The organism is Streptomyces changanensis (assembly GCF_024600715.1).
GTDB lineage: Bacteria > Actinomycetota > Actinomycetes > Streptomycetales > Streptomycetaceae > Streptomyces > Streptomyces changanensis.
Genome location: NZ_CP102332.1, coordinates 1452914 through 1470636, shown reverse-complemented (window position 1 = coordinate 1470636; position 17723 = coordinate 1452914). Strand labels below are relative to the sequence as shown.

Sequence of the window (17723 nt, the reverse complement as noted above, 5' to 3'; positions counted from 1 at the left end):
GTGGCCGACCGTCTCATCGTCCGTGGCGCGCGCGAGCACAACCTGAAGAACGTCTCGCTCGACCTCCCGCGCGACTCCCTCATCGTCTTCACCGGACTCTCGGGGTCGGGCAAGTCCTCCCTCGCCTTCGACACGATCTTCGCCGAGGGCCAGCGCCGTTACGTCGAGTCCCTCTCCTCGTACGCCCGGCAGTTCCTCGGCCAGATGGACAAGCCCGACGTCGACTTCATCGAGGGCCTCTCGCCGGCGGTCTCCATCGACCAGAAGTCGACCTCGCGCAACCCGCGCTCCACGGTCGGCACCATCACCGAGGTCTACGACTACCTCCGGCTCCTCTTCGCCCGCATCGGCAAGCCCCACTGCCCCGAGTGCCGCAGGCCGATCTCCCGCCAGTCGCCGCAGGCCATCGTCGACAAGGTGCTGGAGCTCCCCGAGGGCAGCCGCTTCCAGGTCCTGTCGCCGCTGGTGCGCGAGCGCAAGGGCGAGTTCGTCGACCTCTTCGCCGACCTCCAGACCAAGGGCTACAGCCGGGCCCGGGTGGACGGGACGACCGTCCAGCTCACCGAGCCGCCCACGCTGAAGAAGCAGGAGAAGCACACCATCGAGGTGGTCGTCGACCGCCTGACCGTGAAGGAGAGCGCCAAGCGGCGCCTGACCGACTCGGTCGAGACCGCGCTGGGCCTCTCCGGCGGCATGGTCGTGCTCGACTTCGTCGACCTCCCCGAGGACGACCCCGAGCGCGAGCGGATGTACTCCGAGCACCTGTACTGCCCGTACGACGACCTGTCCTTCGAGGAGCTGGAGCCCCGCTCCTTCTCGTTCAACTCGCCCTTCGGCGCCTGCCCCGACTGCACGGGCATCGGCACGCGCATGGAGGTCGACCCGGAGCTGATCGTCCCGGACGAGGACCGCTCCCTCGACGAGGGCGCCATCCACCCCTGGTCGCACGGCCACACCAAGGAGTACTTCGGCCGCCTGATCGGCGGACTGTCGCAGGCGCTCGGCTTCCGCACGGACATCCCCTGGGCCGGCCTGCCCCAGCGCGCCAGGAAGGCCCTGCTGTACGGCCACAAGACCCAGGTCGAGGTCCGCTACCGCAACCGGTACGGCAGGGAGCGGGCCTACACCACGCCCGCCTTCGAGGGCGCCGTCTCCTTCGTCAAGCGCCGCCACAGCGAGGCCGAGAGCGACTCCAGCCGTGAGCGCTTCGAGGGGTACATGCGCGAGGTGCCCTGCCCGACCTGCGAGGGCACCCGGCTCAAGCCGATCGTGCTCGCGGTGACGGTCATGGACAGGTCCATCGCGGACGTCTCCGCCATGTCGATCAGCGAGTGCGCCGAGTTCCTGGGCCGCCTCACCCTCAGCGCCCGCGACAAGAAGATCGCCGAGCGGGTGCTGAAGGAGGTTAACGAACGCCTCCGGTTCCTGGTCGACGTGGGCCTGGACTACCTCTCGCTCAACCGTGCCGCCGGTACCCTCTCCGGCGGCGAGGCCCAGCGCATCAGGCTCGCCACGCAGATCGGCTCCGGCCTGGTCGGCGTGCTGTACGTGCTCGACGAGCCGTCCATCGGCCTGCACCAGCGCGACAACCACCGGCTGATCGAGACCCTCGTCCGCCTCCGCGACATGGGCAACACCCTCATCGTGGTCGAGCACGACGAGGACACCATCAAGGTCGCCGACTGGGTCGTCGACATCGGTCCCGGCGCCGGCGAGCACGGCGGCGAGGTCGTCCACTCCGGACCGCTGAAGGAGCTCCTCGCCAACGAGGCGTCGATGACCGGGCAGTACCTGGCGGGGAAGAGGGCCATCCCCGTCCCGGACGTCCGCCGCCCCGTCGACCCCGCCCGGATGCTCACCGTCCACGGCGCCCGCGAGAACAACCTGCGCGACATCGACGTGTCGTTCCCGCTGGGCGTGCTCACCGCGGTCACCGGCGTCTCCGGGTCCGGCAAGTCGACCCTGGTCAACGACATCCTGTACACACACCTGGCGCGCGAGCTCAACGGCGCCAAGTCCGTGCCCGGCCGCCACACCCGCGTCGACGGCGACGACCAGGTCGACAAGGTCGTCCACGTCGACCAGTCGCCGATCGGCCGCACCCCGCGGTCCAACCCGGCCACGTACACCGGTGTCTTCGACCACGTCCGCAAGCTGTTCGCCGAGACGATGGAGGCGAAGGTCCGCGGCTACCTGCCGGGCCGGTTCTCCTTCAACGTCAAGGGCGGCCGCTGCGAGAACTGCTCCGGCGACGGCACCATCAAGATCGAGATGAACTTCCTCCCGGACGTCTACGTGCCGTGCGAGGTCTGCCACGGCGCCCGCTACAACCGGGAGACCCTGGACGTCCACTACAAGGGCAAGTCCATCGCCGAGGTGCTGGACATGCCGATCGAGGAGGCCCTGGACTTCTTCGAGGCCGTGCCGACGATCTCCCGGCACCTCAAGACGCTCACGGAGGTCGGCCTCGGGTACGTCCGGCTCGGCCAGTCCGCGCCGACGCTGTCGGGCGGCGAGGCGCAGCGCGTCAAGCTCGCCAGTGAGCTGCAGAAGCGCTCCACCGGCCGCACGGTGTACGTCCTCGACGAGCCCACCACGGGTCTGCACTTCGAGGACATCGCCAAGCTGATCAAGGTGCTGTCCAACCTGGTCGACAAGGGCAACACCGTCATCGTCATCGAGCACAACCTCGACGTCATCAAGACGGCCGACTGGCTCGTCGACATGGGTCCCGAGGGCGGCAGCGGCGGCGGCATCGTCGTCGCCGAGGGGACGCCGGAGACCGTCGCGGGCGAGCCCGCCAGCCACACCGGCAAGTTCCTGCGCGACATCCTCGACGCCGGCCGCATCAGCGACGCCACCCAGGTGAAGACGGTGGGCAGGCGCCCGGCGAAGAAGGCCACGGCCAAGAAGGCGGCGACCAAGGCCACGGCGACCAAGGCGGCGGCGACGAAGGCGGCGGCGAAGGCCACGGTCAAGAAGACCGCCGCGTCCCGCGCGACCGGGAGCTGACACCGCTCCCTCGCCGCGGGGCCCACGGGTCCCGCGGCGAGGCGGTCCGCCCCGGTCCGGCCCGCTGCGGCGGCCCGCCGGAAGGTGCGGGGGTCTGCGTCGGTATCGTCGGGTCCGTACCCGCAGTACCCCGTACCCGTACCCCGTGGAGCACCCATGCCCGGCCAGCCCGCCACCCGCCGCACCGTGCTGAAAGGCGCCGCCCTCGCCGGCGCCGCCGGGCTCGGGACCGCCGCCTGCTCCACCGACTCCAAGCTGGGGCACGCGCGCACCCCCACCCCGACCGCACCGGTCGACCTCGGCGCGGCGGACGCGGTGCCGGTCGGCGGCGCCAAGCTCTACCGGGAGCAGCGCCTCCTCGTGCACTGCCCCGCCAAGGGCCAGTACCGAGCCTTCAGCGCCCAGTGCACCCACGCGGGCTGCGTGCTCGACAAGATCGAGGAGAACGAGGGCAACTGCCCCTGCCACCGCAGCCGCTTCGACGTCACCACCGGCCACGTCGTCAAGGGCCCGGCGACCGTCCCGCTCCCCGAGGTGCCCGTCACGGTCAAGAACGGCAACCTCGTCGCGGGCCCCCAGGACTGACCGTCGGGGCAGCCCCCCGGCCCGCTACTCCCAGTCCCAGTCGATCCCGAGGATCCCCGGGCGCACCCCCTGCTCCACGAAGTGCACGGTGCGGTGCCGGCCGCTCAGCGTCAGCTCGCCCCGCGCCCCGCGCGGCGCCCCCGCCGACGCCTGCGCGAACCGCCGGCACCGCACAGGCAGCGCGTCCTCGTGGAACCCCACCTGCAGCACGTACTGCCCGCCCGCGAAGCTGAACCCGCGCACGTACTCCGCGCTCTGCCCGCCCGTCCCGTCCTCGAAGGCGTACCCCAGGGCGTAGGTGTCCCCGGCGCGCAGCCGCGCGTCGAACAGCAGCTCCGCGACGACCACGCCCGTCTCCCGGTGCCAACGGACCCGCCCCGTGCGGCAGTTGTCGCCCGCCCGCACCTCCACCCGCTCCGGATCGCAGCCCGGGTCCCCGTGGTGGATGGCGACGTACCGGTCCACGCCGTCCCGGTGCGCCCGCAGGACGTGCAGCGAGTCGCGCCCCACCAGCTGCCGGCCTGCCCCGATGCGCACACGCTCGTGGTGCCCCACCGTGTGCAGCCCGCCGTCCGCGGGCAGCCCCAGCCCCGCGATGAGCTCCTCCACCACCCCGGACGCCTCCACCAGCGCCCGGTACGACCGCGCCGCCGGTCGCACCACCTCACCGCGTTCCACCCCCGCCCCGCTCGTGCCACCACCGGCCGCGGGGCCGTCGAGCAGCCGGATCAGGGAGCCGCCGGGCAGCTCCAGCAGCTCCTCCAGGGCCCTGACCGCCTTCAGCGACTCGGGCCGCTGCGGTCGGCGCGCCCCCTGCTGCCAGTAGCACAGGCTGGTCACCCCCACCGTGATGCCGCGGTGCGCCAGGTGGTGCCGGACCCGCTGCAGCGGCAGTCCGCGCGCCGCGAGCGCCGCGCGGAGCGCCAGGTGGAACGGGCCGGTGCGCAGGAGCTGTGCCAGATCGGCCTCGGCCTCGGGGTGTCGCACGAGGACTCCTCAGTGAACGTTCACGTACGGGGTGGTACGACGCCGCGCCCGCGCGGACCGCGCGGCAGGTCGGACGGGGCCCGGTCGTTCACACGTCAACCGCTTCCGCTCACACCACGGCGTCATCCCGCATTGAAGCGTGTTGACCTGCTCGCGACAACGATCGATGCTTCCGGCAGCGTCCGGACGCGCTCCTCCCTCCCCACATCCCCTTCGGAGGAACGCGATGCGCACCCCCACCGACCAGCAGCCGCCACGGAGCCGACGGCGCGCGGGCCTCGCCGCCGCCGTCTGCGCCGCACTCCTCGCCCTCCCCACCGCCACCGCAGCCGCCGCCCCGCACGACCCCGCCCACCGCCCCGCCGCGGCCCTGGCCGCCAAGCGCCTCGACATCACCATGCAGGCCCAGCAGAAGACCAACTGGTGCTGGGCCGCCGCGGGCAACACCATCGCCACCTGGTTCGGCCGCTCGTACAGCCAGAACCAGTTCTGCAACGCGGCCTTCGACCGCCGGCAGGGCTACGACTGCCCGAACTGGCAGGCCACTCTCGGCAACGTCCAGACCGGACTGCGCTGGGCCGGCGTCAACCCCGGCTCGTACGTCGACGGCTGGCTCCGCTACAGCACCGTCCAGACCGAGATCAACGCGAACCGGCCCGTCGAGACCCGTATCCAGTGGTCGGGCGGCGGCGGCCACATGCACGTCCTGTACGGCTACGACGACGCCCGCGGCTGGGTCTACTGGGGCGACCCGTGGCCCTCGAGCGACCGCTACAACTGGGCCGCGCACGACTGGTACGTCGCCAACTCCTCCTTCTCCTGGACCCACTCGCTCTACCGGATCGGAGCGTGAGCCCGATGACGCGTCCGCACGCACGGCCCACCGCGGCCGTACTCGCCGCCACCGCCCTCCTGGCGCTCGCGGCCCCGACCGCGACCGCCGCCCCGCTCCCCGCCGACCCGGCCCCCGGCCCCCGCGAGGCCGCCGCCGCCCCGGCGACGCTGGACACGCTGGCCCGGTTCTTCGGCCGCGAGCGCGGCCGTGGCGGCGCCGTGGCCCGGGGTGACGCCACCGACCGGCCCCGGATCGAGGGCCGCGCCGTCGCCGTCCACGTCCTGTCCCCGGAGTTCGTCGCGGGTCGGGCGGGTGCGCCCGTCGCCCGCGTCGAGTTCCACGCCGCCCGCGCCGTCGCGGCCGACGGCCGGGAGGCGTCGGTGTGGAGCGTCCGGCAGGGCGGCGGCTGGCGGGTCGTGAACATCGCCACCGGGGACGACGAGATCCACTTCGTGGAGCGCGGAGCCAGGGTGCTCCCGGGCGGAACGGTCTTCCGCGAGCCGCAGATCGACGCCTGGTACGTCCACGGGGGCGGTCGGGTGCTGCCGCTGGACGAGGACGCGGTACGCGCCGTCGGCGCCGGCGGCACCACGCTCGCCGCGTACCGCGCCCGGGTGGCGGCGGCCTACGGCGACAAGCTGCCCGGCTCCGCCTACGCCCGCGCGGGCAAGGCCGGCGGCTACGGACCCACGAGCCCCGAAGGCACCATCAGCCACACCGACACCGCGGCTCCCGACGCCCGCACGGCTCCCGACGCCCGCCCGGACACCGGCCCCGTCCGGGCCGCCCCGGTCCCGGCCGGCTCCTCCGGGCACGGCGGCTCCCCGGTCACGGCGCCTGGCGCTCCGCCGGTCGCGGGCGCCGCCGCGACCGGCTCCGCCGAAGCGGCCACCGGGCTCCCCGGGACCGCCGCGGCCGCCGCCGGAGCGGCGCTGCTGGCGGCCGCCCTGGTGGCCGTGCGCCCGCGCCTTCGGCGACGGGAGCGCTGACCGCCGCCCGGTCCTGCCGGACCCGCGCCACCCCCCACCCGGGCCGCCGGTTCGGGCCGACCGTACCGGCCCGAACCGGCGGCCCCGCGCCCTCCCGGCCCCGCCCCCGCCCCGGACCCGGGCGTCACCGCTCGGCCCCGGGCTGTCGGTGGGCGCCAGTAGGGTGTCAGGTATGGCCGACCCCTCCAGCTACCGCCCCAAGCCGGGACAGATCCCCGACTCGCCGGGGGTCTACAAGTTCCGTGACGACCACCGCCGGGTGATCTACGTCGGCAAGGCCAAGTCGCTGCGCCAGCGGCTCGGCAGCTACTTCCAGGACCTCGCGGGCCTGCACCCGCGCACCCGGACCATGGTCACCACGGCGGCGTCCGTGGAGTGGACGGTGGTCTCCACCGAGGTGGAGGCCCTCCAGCTGGAGTACTCCTGGATCAAGGAGTACGACCCCCGCTTCAACGTCAAGTACCGCGACGACAAGAGCTACCCCTACCTCGCCGTCACCCTGGGCGACGAGTTCCCCCGCGTCCAGGTCATGCGCGGCCACAAGCAGAAGGGCGTGCGCTACTTCGGGCCGTACGCGCACGCCTGGGCCATCCGCGAGACCGTCGACCTCCTCCTGCGCGTCTTCCCCGTCCGCACCTGCACCTCCGGGGTCTTCCGCAACGCCACCCGGACCGGCCGCCCCTGTCTCCTCGGGTACATCGGCAAGTGCGCCGCCCCCTGCGTGGGCCGGATCACCCCCGAGGACCACCGCGAACTGGCCGAGGAGTTCTGCGACTTCATGGCCGGCCGCACCGGCACGTACATCCGCCGCCTGGAGAAGGACATGATGGCGGCGGCCGACGACATGGAGTACGAGCGGGCCGCCCGCCTCCGCGACGACATAGGCGCCCTGCGCCGGGCCATGGAGAAGAACGCCGTCGTCCTCGCCGACGCCACCGACGCCGACCTCATCGCCGTCGCCGAGGACGAGCTGGAGGCCGCCGTGCAGATCTTCCACGTCCGCGGCGGACGCGTCCGCGGCCAGCGCGGCTGGGTCACGGACAAGGTGGAGGCGGTCGACACCGCCGGCCTCGTCGAGCACGCCCTCCAGCAGCTGTACGGAGAGGAGCGCGGCGACGCCGTCCCCAAGGAGGTCCTCGTCCCGGCCCTCCCCGAGGACCTCGACGCCGTCACCCAGTGGCTCAGCGACCGCCGCGGCTCCCAGGTGTCCCTGCGCATCCCGCAGCGCGGCGACAAGAGGGACCTGATGGAGACCGTCGGGCGCAACGCCCAGCAGGCCCTCGTCCTGCACAAGACCAAGCGCGCCAGCGACCTCACGACCCGCTCCCGCGCCCTGGAGGAGATCGCCGACGCCCTCGGCCTGGACGAGGCGCCGCTGCGCATCGAGTGCTTCGACATCTCCCACCTCCAGGGCGAGGACGTCGTCGCCTCCATGGTCGTCTTCGAGGACGGGCTGCCCCGCAAGAGCGAGTACCGCCGCTTCCAGATCAAGGGTCGCGTCGGGGACACACAGGTCTGGCACGGCCAGGGACAGGACGACGTCCGCTCCATGCACGAGGTGGTCAGCCGCCGATTCCGGCGCTACCTCGCGGAGAAGGAGAGGACCGGCGAGTGGGTCGGCGGCAACGGCGAGACCCCCACCGCGACCGACGGCACCCCGACCCCGACCGACGGCACCCCGACCCCGGCCGACGGCGTCCCGACCCCGGCCGACGGCGTCCCGTCCGCGGCGGCCGCCGGGACACCGGCCGCCGCCGGGGTCCCGCCCGAGGACCTCGACGCGATGGCCGCCGAGGAGGACGGCCGGCCCCGGAAGTTCGCGTACCCGCCCCAGCTGGTCGTCGTCGACGGCGGGAAGCCCCAGGTGGAGGCGGCCCGCCGCGCCCTCGACGAACTCGGCATCGACGACGTCGCCGTCTGCGGCCTGGCCAAGCGCCTGGAGGAGGTCTGGCTCCCCGGCGAGGACGACCCGGTCGTCCTGCCCCGCACCAGCGAGGGCCTGTACCTCCTCCAGCGCGTTCGCGACACCGCCCACGACTTCGCCATCCGCTACCAGCGCAGCAAGCGCGGCAAGCGCCTGCGCACCAGCCCCCTGGACGACGTCGCCGGCCTCGGAGACGCGCGCAAACGGGCGTTGATCAAGCATTTCGGTTCGGTGAAACGCCTCCGGCAGGCGACAATCGACCAGATCTGCGAGGTTCCGGGCTTCGGCCGCAAGACCGCCGAGGCCGTCGCCGTGGCCCTCGCCCAGGCCGCCCCGGCCGCTCCGGCCGTGAACACGGCGACAGGAGAGATCATTGAAGACGACGACGGGGGGACCACGCATGGACGGGGATCCGGACATGAATGACCACACCGCCCACGACGACAGAGCAGAAGACGGAGCAGCAGACGTGAGTACGGGCACGACGATCGAGGCCGGCGAGGCCGCCGAGGCGGCCATCCCCGAGCTGGTGATCATCTCCGGCATGTCCGGCGCCGGACGCAGCACCGCCGCGAAGTGCCTGGAGGACCTCGGCTGGTTCGTCGTCGACAACCTCCCACCCGCCCTGATCCCCACCATGGTGGAGCTCGGCGCCCGCTCCCAGGGCAACGTCGCCCGGATCGCCGTCGTCGTCGACGTCCGCGGCCGTCAGTTCTTCGACGCCCTCCGCGAGTCGCTCGCCGACCTGGACGCCAAGCAGGTCACGCGCCGCATCGTCTTCCTGGAGTCGTCCGACGACGCGCTCGTGCGCCGCTTCGAGTCCGTGCGGCGCCCCCACCCGCTCCAGGGCGACGGCCGCATCGTCGACGGCATCGCCGCCGAGCGGGACCTGCTGCGCGAGCTGCGCGGCGACGCCGACCTGGTGATCGACACCTCCAGCCTCAACGTCCACGAGCTGCGCGCCAAGATGGACGCGCGGTTCGCCGGCGACGAGGAGCCGGAGCTGCGGGCCACGGTCATGTCCTTCGGCTACAAGTACGGCCTGCCCGTCGACGCCGACCTCGTCGTCGACTGCCGCTTCCTGCCCAACCCGCACTGGGTGCCCGAGCTGCGCCCGTACACCGGGCTGAACGAGGAGGTGTCCGGCTACGTCTTCAACCAGCCGGGCGCGAAGGAGTTCCTCGACCGGTACACGGAGCTGCTCGAACTGATCGCCACCGGCTACCGCCGCGAGGGCAAGCGGTACGTGACCATCGCCGTCGGCTGCACGGGCGGCAAGCACCGCTCGGTCGCCATGTCCGAGAAGCTCGCCGCCAGGCTCGCCTCGGAAGGGGTCGAGACCGTCGTCGTGCACCGGGACATGGGGCGCGAGTGAGGCGCCCGTACCCGCGGCGCGCGAGCACCCTCCCGGCCCGCGCGCTGCGCAGACGCCGCGCGCAGCCGAAGGTCGTCGCGCTCGGCGGGGGCATGGGCCTGTCCGCCTCCCTCGCCGCGCTGCGCCGCATCACCGGCGACCTGACCGCCGTGGTCACCGTCGCCGACGACGGCGGCTCCAGCGGCCGGCTCCGCGAGGAGCTCGGCGTGCTGCCCCCGGGCGACCTGCGCAAGGCGCTCGCCGCCCTGTGCGGTGACGACGACTGGGGTCAGACGTGGGCCCGCGTCATCCAGCACCGCTTCCAGTCCCAGGGCGACCTGCACGAGCACGCCGTGGGCAACCTGCTGATCGTCGCCCTGTGGGAACAGCTCGGCGACCACGTCCAGGCGCTCGACCTGGTCGGCAGGCTGCTGGGCGCTCAGGGCCGGGTGCTGCCCATGTCCGCCGTGCCCCTGGAGCTCCAGGCCCTGGTCAGGGGGCACGACCCGGCGCGGCCCGACGACGTCGACACCGTCTGCGGGCAGGCGACCGTGGCGCTGACGCCCGGCGAGGTCCAGTCGGTGCACCTGGTGCCGCACGACCCGCCGGCCGTGCCCGAGGCGGTCGCCGCCGTGCTGGACGCGGACTGGGTGGTGCTCGGCCCGGGGTCGTGGTTCTCCTCCGTGATCCCGCACCTGCTGGTGCCCGAACTGCTCGACGCGCTGGTCGAGACGAAGGCCCGCCGGGTGCTCTCGCTGAACCTCGCGCCGCAACCCGGCGAAACCGCCGGGTTCTCTCCGCAGCGTCATTTGGAGGTTTTGGCCCGACACGCCCCTAAACTCGCCCTGGACGTGGTGCTGGCCGACGAGGCCGCCGTACCTGACCGCGAGTCGCTGGCGGACGCCGCCAAGTGGCTCGGCGCAGCGGTCGAACTGGCCCCGGTGGCCAGGAAGGACGGCCTGCCCAAGCACGACCCGGAGCTGCTGGCCGCCGCGTACGACCGTATTTTTCGGATGCATGGAAGGATCGGCCCATGGCGATGACGGCAGCGGTGAAGGACGAGATCTCCCGGCTCCCCGTCACCCGCACCTGCTGCAGAAAGGCCGAGGTGTCGTCGATCCTCCGGTTCGCCGGCGGCCTGCACCTGGTGAGCGGCCGGATCGTGATCGAGGCCGAGCTGGACACGGCGATGGCGGCGCGCCGCCTGAAGCGGGACATCGCGGAGATCTTCGGGCACGGCTCGGAACTGATCGTCATGGCCCCGGGCGGGTTGCGGCGCGGCTCCCGGTTCGTCGTGCGGGTGGTCGCCGGCGGGGACCAGCTGGCGCGCCAGACCGGTCTCGTGGACGGCCGCGGCCGCCCCATCCGCGGGCTGCCCCCGCAGGTCGTGTCGGGTGCCACCTGTGACGCCGAGGCCGCCTGGCGCGGCGCGTTCCTGGCGCACGGCTCGCTCACCGAGCCCGGCCGGTCCTCGTCGCTGGAGGTCACCTGCCCCGGGCCGGAGGCCGCGCTCGCACTGGTCGGCGCCGCCCGCCGGCTCTCCATCGCGGCCAAGGCCCGCGAGGTCCGGGGCGTGGACCGGGTCGTCGTCCGCGACGGCGACGCGATCGGCGCCCTGCTGACCCGGCTCGGCGCGCACGAGTCGGTCCTGGCCTGGGAGGAGCGGCGGATGCGCCGAGAGGTCCGCGCCACGGCCAACCGGCTGGCCAACTTCGACGACGCCAACCTGCGCCGCTCGGCCCGCGCCGCCGTCGCGGCCGGCGCCCGCGTGCAGCGCGCCCTGGAGATCCTCGGTGAGGAGGTGCCCGAGCACCTCGCGGCGGCCGGCCGGCTGCGCATGGAGCACAAGCAGGCGTCCCTGGAGGAGCTCGGAGCCCTGGCCGACCCGCCGCTGACCAAGGACGCCGTCGCCGGTCGCATCCGGCGCCTCCTCGCCATGGCCGACAAGCGCGCCCAGGACCTCGGCATCCCGGGTACGGAGTCCAACCTCTCCGAGGAGATGGCCGACGGCCTGGTCGGCTGACGACCCGCCCCGTATGCCACCTTGTGACCCCCGTCGGGCCCCGATCTCCGGGCCCCCGGCGGGGGTTGTCGTACGCCCCCGTGAGCTACCCGTCGGTAGGTTCGGGGGCGTCGTCGTACGGGTGCGCTCGATGTCACTGCGCGGGCCCGAGCGGGGTAGGGTCGTAAGCGGTCGGGGACATCCCAATACAGCTCGCCGGCGTCGAGCCGGCGTACCAACGAGGAGATCGGTTCGTGACGATCCGCGTAGGCATCAACGGCTTTGGCCGCATCGGTCGTAACTACTTCCGCGCGCTGCTGGAGCAGGGTGCAGACATCGAGATCGTGGCTGTCAACGACCTGGGTGACACCGCGACCACCGCTCACCTGCTGAAGTACGACACCGTCCTGGGCCGCCTCAAGGCCGACGTCAGCCACACCGCCGACACGATCACGGTCGACGGCCACACCATCAAGGTGCTCTCCGAGCGCAACCCCGCGGACCTCCCGTGGGGCGAGCTGGGCGTCGACATCGTCATCGAGTCGACCGGCATCTTCACCAAGAAGGCCGACGCCGAGAAGCACATCGCCGGCGGCGCCAAGAAGGTCCTCATCTCGGCTCCGGCCAGCGGCGAGGACATCACCATCGTGATGGGCGTCAACCAGGACAAGTACGACGCGGCCAACCACCACGTCATCTCGAACGCTTCCTGCACCACCAACTGCGTGGCGCCGATGGCCAAGGTCCTCGACGAGAACTTCGGCATCGTCAAGGGCATGATGACGACGGTCCACGCGTACACCAATGACCAGCGCATCCTGGACTTCCCGCACAAGGACCTGCGCCGCGCCCGCGCCGCCGCGGAGAACATCATCCCGACCTCCACGGGCGCCGCCAAGGCCACCGCGCTGGTCCTCCCGCAGCTCAAGGGCAAGCTGGACGGCATCGCCATGCGCGTCCCGGTCCCGACCGGCTCGGTCACCGACCTCGTCCTGGAGCTGGACCGCGAGGTCACCAGGGACGAGATCAACACCGCCTTCCAGAAGGCGGCCGAGGGGCAGCTGAAGGGCGTCCTCGAGTACACCGAGGACCCGATCGTCTCCTCCGACATCGTCAACTGGCCCGCCTCCTGCACCTTCGACTCGTCGCTGACGATGGTCCAGGGCAAGCAGGTCAAGGTCGTCGGCTGGTACGACAACGAGTGGGGCTACTCGAACCGACTCGTCGACCTCACCGTCTTCGTGGGCAGCCGGCTCTGATAGACAGCAGGGCGGGCACCTCGATGTGAGCACAGGGCTCGGGCAGCGCAACGCCGCGCTGTACGGGCCCTGTCGCTTGCGCCGACCGAAGTCTCTCCAAGGAGCACCAACCGATGAAGACGATCGACGCACTTCTCCAGCAAGGGGTCGACGGCAAGCGGGTCTTCGTACGCGCCGACCTCAACGTGCCGCTCGACGGCACGACCATCACCGACGACGGCCGCATCCGCGCCGTCCTGCCCACCGTGAAGGCGCTCACCGACGCCGGCGCCAAGGTGATCGTGGCCTCGCACCTGGGCCGGCCCAAGGGCGCCCCGGACCCGGCCTTCTCGCTGCGGCCCGCCGCCGCGCGCCTCGCCGAGCTGCTCGGCGCGCCCGTGGCGTTCGCCGGCGACACCGTCGGCAGCGAGGCGCACGCCGTGATCGCCGCCCTGGAGCCGGGCAGCGCGGCCGTGGTGGAGAACCTCCGCTTCAACCCCGGCGAGACGTCGAAGGACGACGCCGAGCGCGCCGAGTTCGCCGCCCGCCTCGCCGCCCTCGCCGACGTGTACGTGGGCGACGGCTTCGGCGCCGTGCACCGGCGGCACGCCTCGGTCTTCGACCTGCCGAAGCTGCTGCCCGCCTACGCCGGCCACCTCATCGCCACCGAGGTCGGCGTCCTGCGCAAGCTCACCGACGACGTGAAGCGGCCGTACGCGGTCGTCCTCGGCGGCGCCAAGGTCTCCGACAAGCTCGGCGTCATCGACCACCTGCTGGAGCGGGCCGACCGCATCCTGATCGGCGGCGGCATGGCGTACACCTTCCTCAAGGCCAAGGGCCACGAGGTCGGCATCTCCTTGCTCCAGGAGGACCAGGTCCCGGTGTGCCTGGAGTACCTGGCGCGGGCCGAGCAGCGCGGCGTGGAGTTCGTCCTCCCCGTCGACGTCCTGGTCTCGGCGGAGTTCCCCGACCTGAAGACCAAGGCGCCCGCCCACCCCACCACGGTCGCCGCGGACGCCATCCCGGCCGACCAGGAGGGCCTCGACATCGGCCCGAAGACCCGCGAGCTCTACGCCGCGAAGCTCGCCGACGCCGCGACCGTCTTCTGGAACGGTCCGATGGGCGTCTTCGAGCACCCCGACTACGCCGAGGGCACCAAGGCCGTCGCCCAGGCGCTCGTCGGCTCCCCGGCCTTCACCGTGGTCGGAGGCGGCGACTCCGCTGCCGCCGTCCGCACCCTGGGCTTCGACGAGAACGCATTCGGCCACATCTCGACCGGCGGCGGCGCGAGCCTCGAGTACCTCGAGGGCAAGACGCTTCCCGGCCTCGCCGCACTGGAGGACTGAACCACCGTGACCGCACGTACCCCGCTGATGGCGGGCAACTGGAAGATGAACCTCAACCACCTCGAGGCCATCGCGCACGTCCAGAAGCTGGCCTTCGCCCTGACCGACAAGGACCACGACGCCGTCGAGGTCGCCGTGCTGCCGCCCTTCACCGACCTGCGCTCCGTGCAGACCCTGGTGGACGGCGACAAGCTGCGGATCAAGTACGGCGCCCAGGACCTGTCCGCGCACGACTCCGGCGCCTACACCGGCGAGATCTCCGGCGCGATGCTGGCCAAGCTGAAGTGCGCCTTCGTCACCGTGGGCCACTCCGAGCGCCGCCAGTACCACGGCGAGACCGACGCCGTCTGCAACGAGAAGGTGAAGGCGGCCTTCCGGCACGGCCTGACGCCGATCCTCTGTGTCGGCGAGGGCCTCGACGTCCGCAAGGCCGGCGAGCAGGTCGCCCACACCCTCGCCCAGCTCGACGGCGGGCTGAAGGACGTCCCCGCCGAGCAGGCCGAGTCCGTCGTGATCGCCTACGAGCCGGTGTGGGCCATCGGCACCGGCGAGGTCGCCACGCCCGAGGACGCGCAGGAGGTGTGCGGCGCCGTCCGCGCCCGCCTGGCCGAGCTGTACTCCCAGGAGCTGGCCGACAAGGTCCGCATCCAGTACGGCGGCTCCGTGAAGGCCGGCAACATCGCCGCGATCATGGCGCAGCCCGACGTCGACGGCGCCCTCGTCGGTGGCGCCTCGCTGGACACCGAGGAGTTCGTCAAGATCGTCCGCTTCCGCGACCAGTGAGTATGCGGTAGGGCGGAATCGTCGTACCCTTGCGGGGGCCCGGGCTTTTCGTCGGCCTGGGCCCCCGTCGTCCATCCAGTCCTTGAGAATTGCCAGGAAGTAGGGTCCAGCCGTGATTATGGGGTTCTCGATCGCCCTGATCGTGTTCAGCCTGCTGCTGATGCTGCTGGTGCTGATGCACAAGGGGAAGGGCGGCGGTCTCTCCGACATGTTCGGTGGCGGTATGCAGTCCTCCGTCGGTGGCTCCTCGGTCGCCGAGCGCAACCTCGACCGCATCACCGTCGTCGTCGGCCTGCTCTGGGTCGCCTGCATCGTCGTCGTGGGCCTGCTCATCAAGCTGGACGGCTGAACGGGCCGTCCCGCGACCGCGTCCCGTCTCCGGGCGGCGGGGTAACTCCCGTCAATGGACGTGCGTTGGGCCTTACGTAGACTGGGGCATCCTCGAGCACCATCACGCAGGGAGTGACGACCGTGGCAAGTGGCAACGCGATCCGGGGAAGCCGGGTCGGAGCGGGGCCGATGGGGGAGGCCGAGCGCGGTGAGTCCGCGCCCCGGCTCCGCATTTCCTTCTGGTGCTCCAACGGGCACGAGACGCAGCCCAGCTTCGCCAGTGACGCACAGGTCCCGGACACCTGGGACTGCCCCCGGTGCGGCTTCCCGGCCGGTCAGGACCGGGACAACCCGCCGGACCCGCCGCGCACCGAGCCGTACAAGACGCACCTGGCCTACGTGCGTGAGCGGCGCAGCGACGCCGACGGCGAGGCGATCCTGGCCGAGGCGCTCGCCAAACTGCGCGGCGAGATCTGAACCCTGGCACCCGCAGCACGGGCCCTGCCCGCGAGACCCCGAGGGGTCCCGCGAGCGGGGCCCTTTCGCGTACCCGGGGACGGTTCGCGCGTACGGACGGTTTTGGCCTGTGGACAAGTCCGTTGCGGGCGTCAGATCAATTAGGTTGGAAGGGCAGCGGGGCAAGCAGGCAGGTACGAGAAGAAGTGGGCCGATGTCCAACATGAACGCAGAAAGCAGCCGCCCGAGGTTGAACCGGAGGCCCGAGTGGGCCGCCCTGGCCGAGCACCGCGAGCAGTTCGGCCGGACGCACCTGCGCGAGCTGTTCGCCGCCGACCCCGAGCGCGGCACCGGCTACACCCTGCGGGTGGGCGACCTGTATCTGGACTACTCCAAGCAGCTCGTCACGGACGAGACGCTGACGTTGCTGCGCCGGCTGGCCGAGGCCACCGGGGTGGCGGAGCTGCGGGACGCGATGTTCCGCGGCGAGAAGATCAACACCACGGAGGACCGCGCCGTCCTCCACACCGCGCTGCGCGCCCCCCGGGGGACCGTCGTCGAGGTCGACGGCGAGGACGTGGTGCCCGGCGTGCACACCGTCCTCGACCGCATGGCCGCCTTCTCCGAGCGGATCCGCTCGGGGGAGTGGAAGGGCCACACCGGGAAGCCCATCAAGAACGTCGTCAACATCGGTATCGGCGGCTCCGACCTCGGTCCGGCGATGGCCTACGAGGCGTTGCGCGCCTTCACCCGCCGCGACCTGACGTTCCGTTTCGTCTCGAACGTGGACGGCGCGGACCTGCACGAGGCGGTCCACGACCTCGACGCGGAGGAGACGCTCTTCATCATCGCGTCGAAGACGTTCACCACCATCGAGACCATCACCAACGCCACCTCCGCCCGCGAGTGGCTCCTCGGCGGGCTGAAGGCCGGGCCGGAGGCCGTCGCCCGCCACTTCGTGGCCCTGTCGACGAACGCCGGCAAGGTCGAGGACTTCGGCATCGACACGGCCAACATGTTCGAGTTCTGGGACTGGGTCGGCGGCCGGTACTCCTTCGACTCCGCCATCGGCCTCTCCCTGATGATCGCCATCGGCCCGGACGGGTTCCGCGAGATGCTCGACGGCTTCCGGTTGGTGGACGAGCACTTCCGCACCGCCCCGCCGGAGGAGAACGCCCCGCTCCTCCTCGGCCTTCTCGGCGTCTGGTACGGCGCGTTCTTCGACGCCCAGTCGCACGCGGTGCTGCCCTACTCGCACTACCTGTCCAAGTTCACGGCGTACCTCCAGCAGCTCGACATGGAGTCGAACGGCAAGTCCGTGGACCGGGACGGCACCGAGGTGGACTGGCAGACCGGCCCCGTCGTCTGGGGCACCCCGGGGACGAACGGCCAGCACGCCTACTTCCAGCTCATCCACCAGGGCACGAAGACCATCCCGGCGGACTTCATCGGCTTCGCCAGGCCCGTCGCCGGCCTGGGCCCGGACCTGACGGCCCAGCACGATCTGCTCATGGCCAACTTCTTCGCGCAGACGCAGGCCCTGGCCTTCGGCAAGACCCCCGAGGAGGTACGGGCGGAGGGCGTCCCGGAGGAGCTGGTGCCGCACAAGACCTTCCGCGGCAACCACCCCACGACCACCATCCTCGCCGACGAGCTGACCCCGTCCGTGCTGGGCCAGCTGATCGCCCTGTACGAGCACAAGGTGTTCGTCCAGGGAGCCGTCTGGAACATCGACTCCTTCGACCAGTGGGGCGTGGAGCTCGGCAAGGTGCTCGCCAAGCGCATCGAGCCCGTCCTGACGCGGGGCACCGGCGGGGAGGAGCTCGACAGCTCCACCGCGGCGCTCGTCGCCGCCTACCGGACGCTGCGGGGGCGGTGACCT

At 72.1% G+C, this 17723-nt stretch carries 15 protein-coding genes; 14 read left to right on the top strand and 1 reads right to left on the bottom strand.

Translation table 11 applies throughout. The features are described 5' to 3' along the window. Together uvrA and NRO40_RS06500 are read left to right on the top strand one after the other, a co-directional pair. Positions 1-3012 carry an excinuclease ABC subunit UvrA gene (gene uvrA / locus NRO40_RS06505; RefSeq protein ID WP_058945374.1) on the top strand — a complete coding sequence of 1004 codons (3012 nt, stop codon included), beginning with the start codon at positions 1-3 and terminating at the stop codon, positions 3010-3012. Between the two features lie 156 nt (positions 3013-3168). Further along, positions 3169-3597, top strand: a complete 429-nt coding sequence (locus NRO40_RS06500) for a Rieske (2Fe-2S) protein (RefSeq protein WP_058945375.1) — start codon at positions 3169-3171, stop codon at positions 3595-3597. Positions 3598-3621: 24 nt separating this feature from the next. On the opposite strand, the gene NRO40_RS06495 is transcribed toward NRO40_RS06500, so the two are convergent. Beyond that, a complete protein-coding gene (locus NRO40_RS06495) occupies positions 3622-4584 on the bottom strand; it encodes a hypothetical protein (protein WP_058945376.1) in 963 nt (320 codons plus the stop codon). Positions 4585-4810: 226 nt separating this feature from the next. Between NRO40_RS06495 and NRO40_RS06490 the strand changes: the two genes are divergently transcribed. The 12 genes from NRO40_RS06490 to pgi all read left to right on the top strand — a co-directional run bounded on the left by NRO40_RS06490 (position 4811) and on the right by pgi (position 17720). Further along, the gene (locus NRO40_RS06490) at positions 4811-5437 is read left to right on the top strand and encodes a papain-like cysteine protease family protein (RefSeq protein WP_058945377.1); all 627 of its coding nucleotides are present in this window, start codon (positions 4811-4813) and stop codon (positions 5435-5437) included. Positions 5438-5442: 5 nt separating this feature from the next. Further along, positions 5443-6408 carry a hypothetical protein gene (locus NRO40_RS06485; RefSeq protein ID WP_257375347.1) on the top strand — a complete coding sequence of 322 codons (966 nt, stop codon included), beginning with the start codon at positions 5443-5445 and terminating at the stop codon, positions 6406-6408. 172 nt (positions 6409-6580) lie between these two features. Beyond that, the gene (gene uvrC / locus NRO40_RS06480; protein ID WP_058944778.1) at positions 6581-8758 is read left to right on the top strand and encodes an excinuclease ABC subunit UvrC; all 2178 of its coding nucleotides are present in this window, start codon (positions 6581-6583) and stop codon (positions 8756-8758) included. Beyond that, entirely contained in the window at positions 8751-9707 is a 957-nt protein-coding gene (gene rapZ / locus NRO40_RS06475) for an RNase adapter RapZ (RefSeq protein WP_107115234.1), read from the top strand. Before uvrC ends, rapZ begins: the two co-directional genes overlap by 8 nt. Beyond that, positions 9704-10729, top strand: a complete 1026-nt coding sequence (locus NRO40_RS06470) for a gluconeogenesis factor YvcK family protein (protein WP_198549454.1) — start codon at positions 9704-9706, stop codon at positions 10727-10729. The genes rapZ and NRO40_RS06470 overlap by 4 nt, the downstream gene beginning before the upstream one ends. Continuing rightward, positions 10720-11709, top strand: a complete 990-nt coding sequence (whiA, locus tag NRO40_RS06465; protein WP_058944780.1) for a DNA-binding protein WhiA — start codon at positions 10720-10722, stop codon at positions 11707-11709. Before NRO40_RS06470 ends, whiA begins: the two co-directional genes overlap by 10 nt. Positions 11710-11942: 233 nt before the next feature. After that, positions 11943-12947, top strand: coding sequence for a type I glyceraldehyde-3-phosphate dehydrogenase (gene gap / locus NRO40_RS06460; protein WP_058944781.1), 1005 nt, complete (start codon positions 11943-11945; stop codon positions 12945-12947). Between the two features lie 113 nt (positions 12948-13060). Continuing rightward, on the top strand, positions 13061-14272 hold the full coding sequence (locus NRO40_RS06455) for a phosphoglycerate kinase (protein WP_058944782.1): 1212 nt from the start codon (positions 13061-13063) through the stop codon (positions 14270-14272). 6 nt (positions 14273-14278) lie between these two features. Continuing rightward, positions 14279-15055 (top strand): triose-phosphate isomerase, encoded by a 777-nt coding sequence (gene tpiA, locus NRO40_RS06450; RefSeq protein WP_058944783.1) that lies wholly within the window; start codon positions 14279-14281, stop codon positions 15053-15055. 118 nt (positions 15056-15173) lie between these two features. Beyond that, positions 15174-15404: a preprotein translocase subunit SecG gene (secG, locus tag NRO40_RS06445; RefSeq protein ID WP_058944784.1), complete on the top strand. Its 231-nt coding sequence runs from the start codon at positions 15174-15176 to the stop codon at positions 15402-15404. Between the two features lie 122 nt (positions 15405-15526). Further along, positions 15527-15862, top strand: a complete 336-nt coding sequence (locus tag NRO40_RS06440; RefSeq protein WP_003957010.1) for an RNA polymerase-binding protein RbpA — start codon at positions 15527-15529, stop codon at positions 15860-15862. Between the two features lie 202 nt (positions 15863-16064). Beyond that, positions 16065-17720, top strand: coding sequence for a glucose-6-phosphate isomerase (gene pgi, locus NRO40_RS06435; protein WP_058944792.1), 1656 nt, complete (start codon positions 16065-16067; stop codon positions 17718-17720). Positions 17721-17723 lie beyond the last annotated feature (3 nt).

Excerpts from the sequence above, each read along its gene's own strand:
- NRO40_RS06500 (WP_058945375.1), top strand. The coding sequence starts at position 3,169 with ATGCCCGGCCAGCCCGCCACCCGCCGCACCGTGCTGAAAGGCGCCGCC.
- NRO40_RS06490 (WP_058945377.1), top strand. The coding sequence starts at position 4,811 with ATGCGCACCCCCACCGACCAGCAGCCGCCACGGAGCCGACGGCGCGCG.
- NRO40_RS06485 (WP_257375347.1), top strand. The coding sequence starts at position 5,443 with ATGACGCGTCCGCACGCACGGCCCACCGCGGCCGTACTCGCCGCCACC.
- uvrC (WP_058944778.1), top strand. The coding sequence starts at position 6,581 with ATGGCCGACCCCTCCAGCTACCGCCCCAAGCCGGGACAGATCCCCGAC.
- rapZ (WP_107115234.1), top strand. The coding sequence starts at position 8,751 with ATGAATGACCACACCGCCCACGACGACAGAGCAGAAGACGGAGCAGCA.
- whiA (WP_058944780.1), top strand. The coding sequence starts at position 10,720 with ATGGCGATGACGGCAGCGGTGAAGGACGAGATCTCCCGGCTCCCCGTC.
- NRO40_RS06455 (WP_058944782.1), top strand. The coding sequence starts at position 13,061 with ATGAAGACGATCGACGCACTTCTCCAGCAAGGGGTCGACGGCAAGCGG.
- secG (WP_058944784.1), top strand. The coding sequence starts at position 15,174 with ATGGGGTTCTCGATCGCCCTGATCGTGTTCAGCCTGCTGCTGATGCTG.
- pgi (WP_058944792.1), top strand. The coding sequence starts at position 16,065 with ATGAACGCAGAAAGCAGCCGCCCGAGGTTGAACCGGAGGCCCGAGTGG.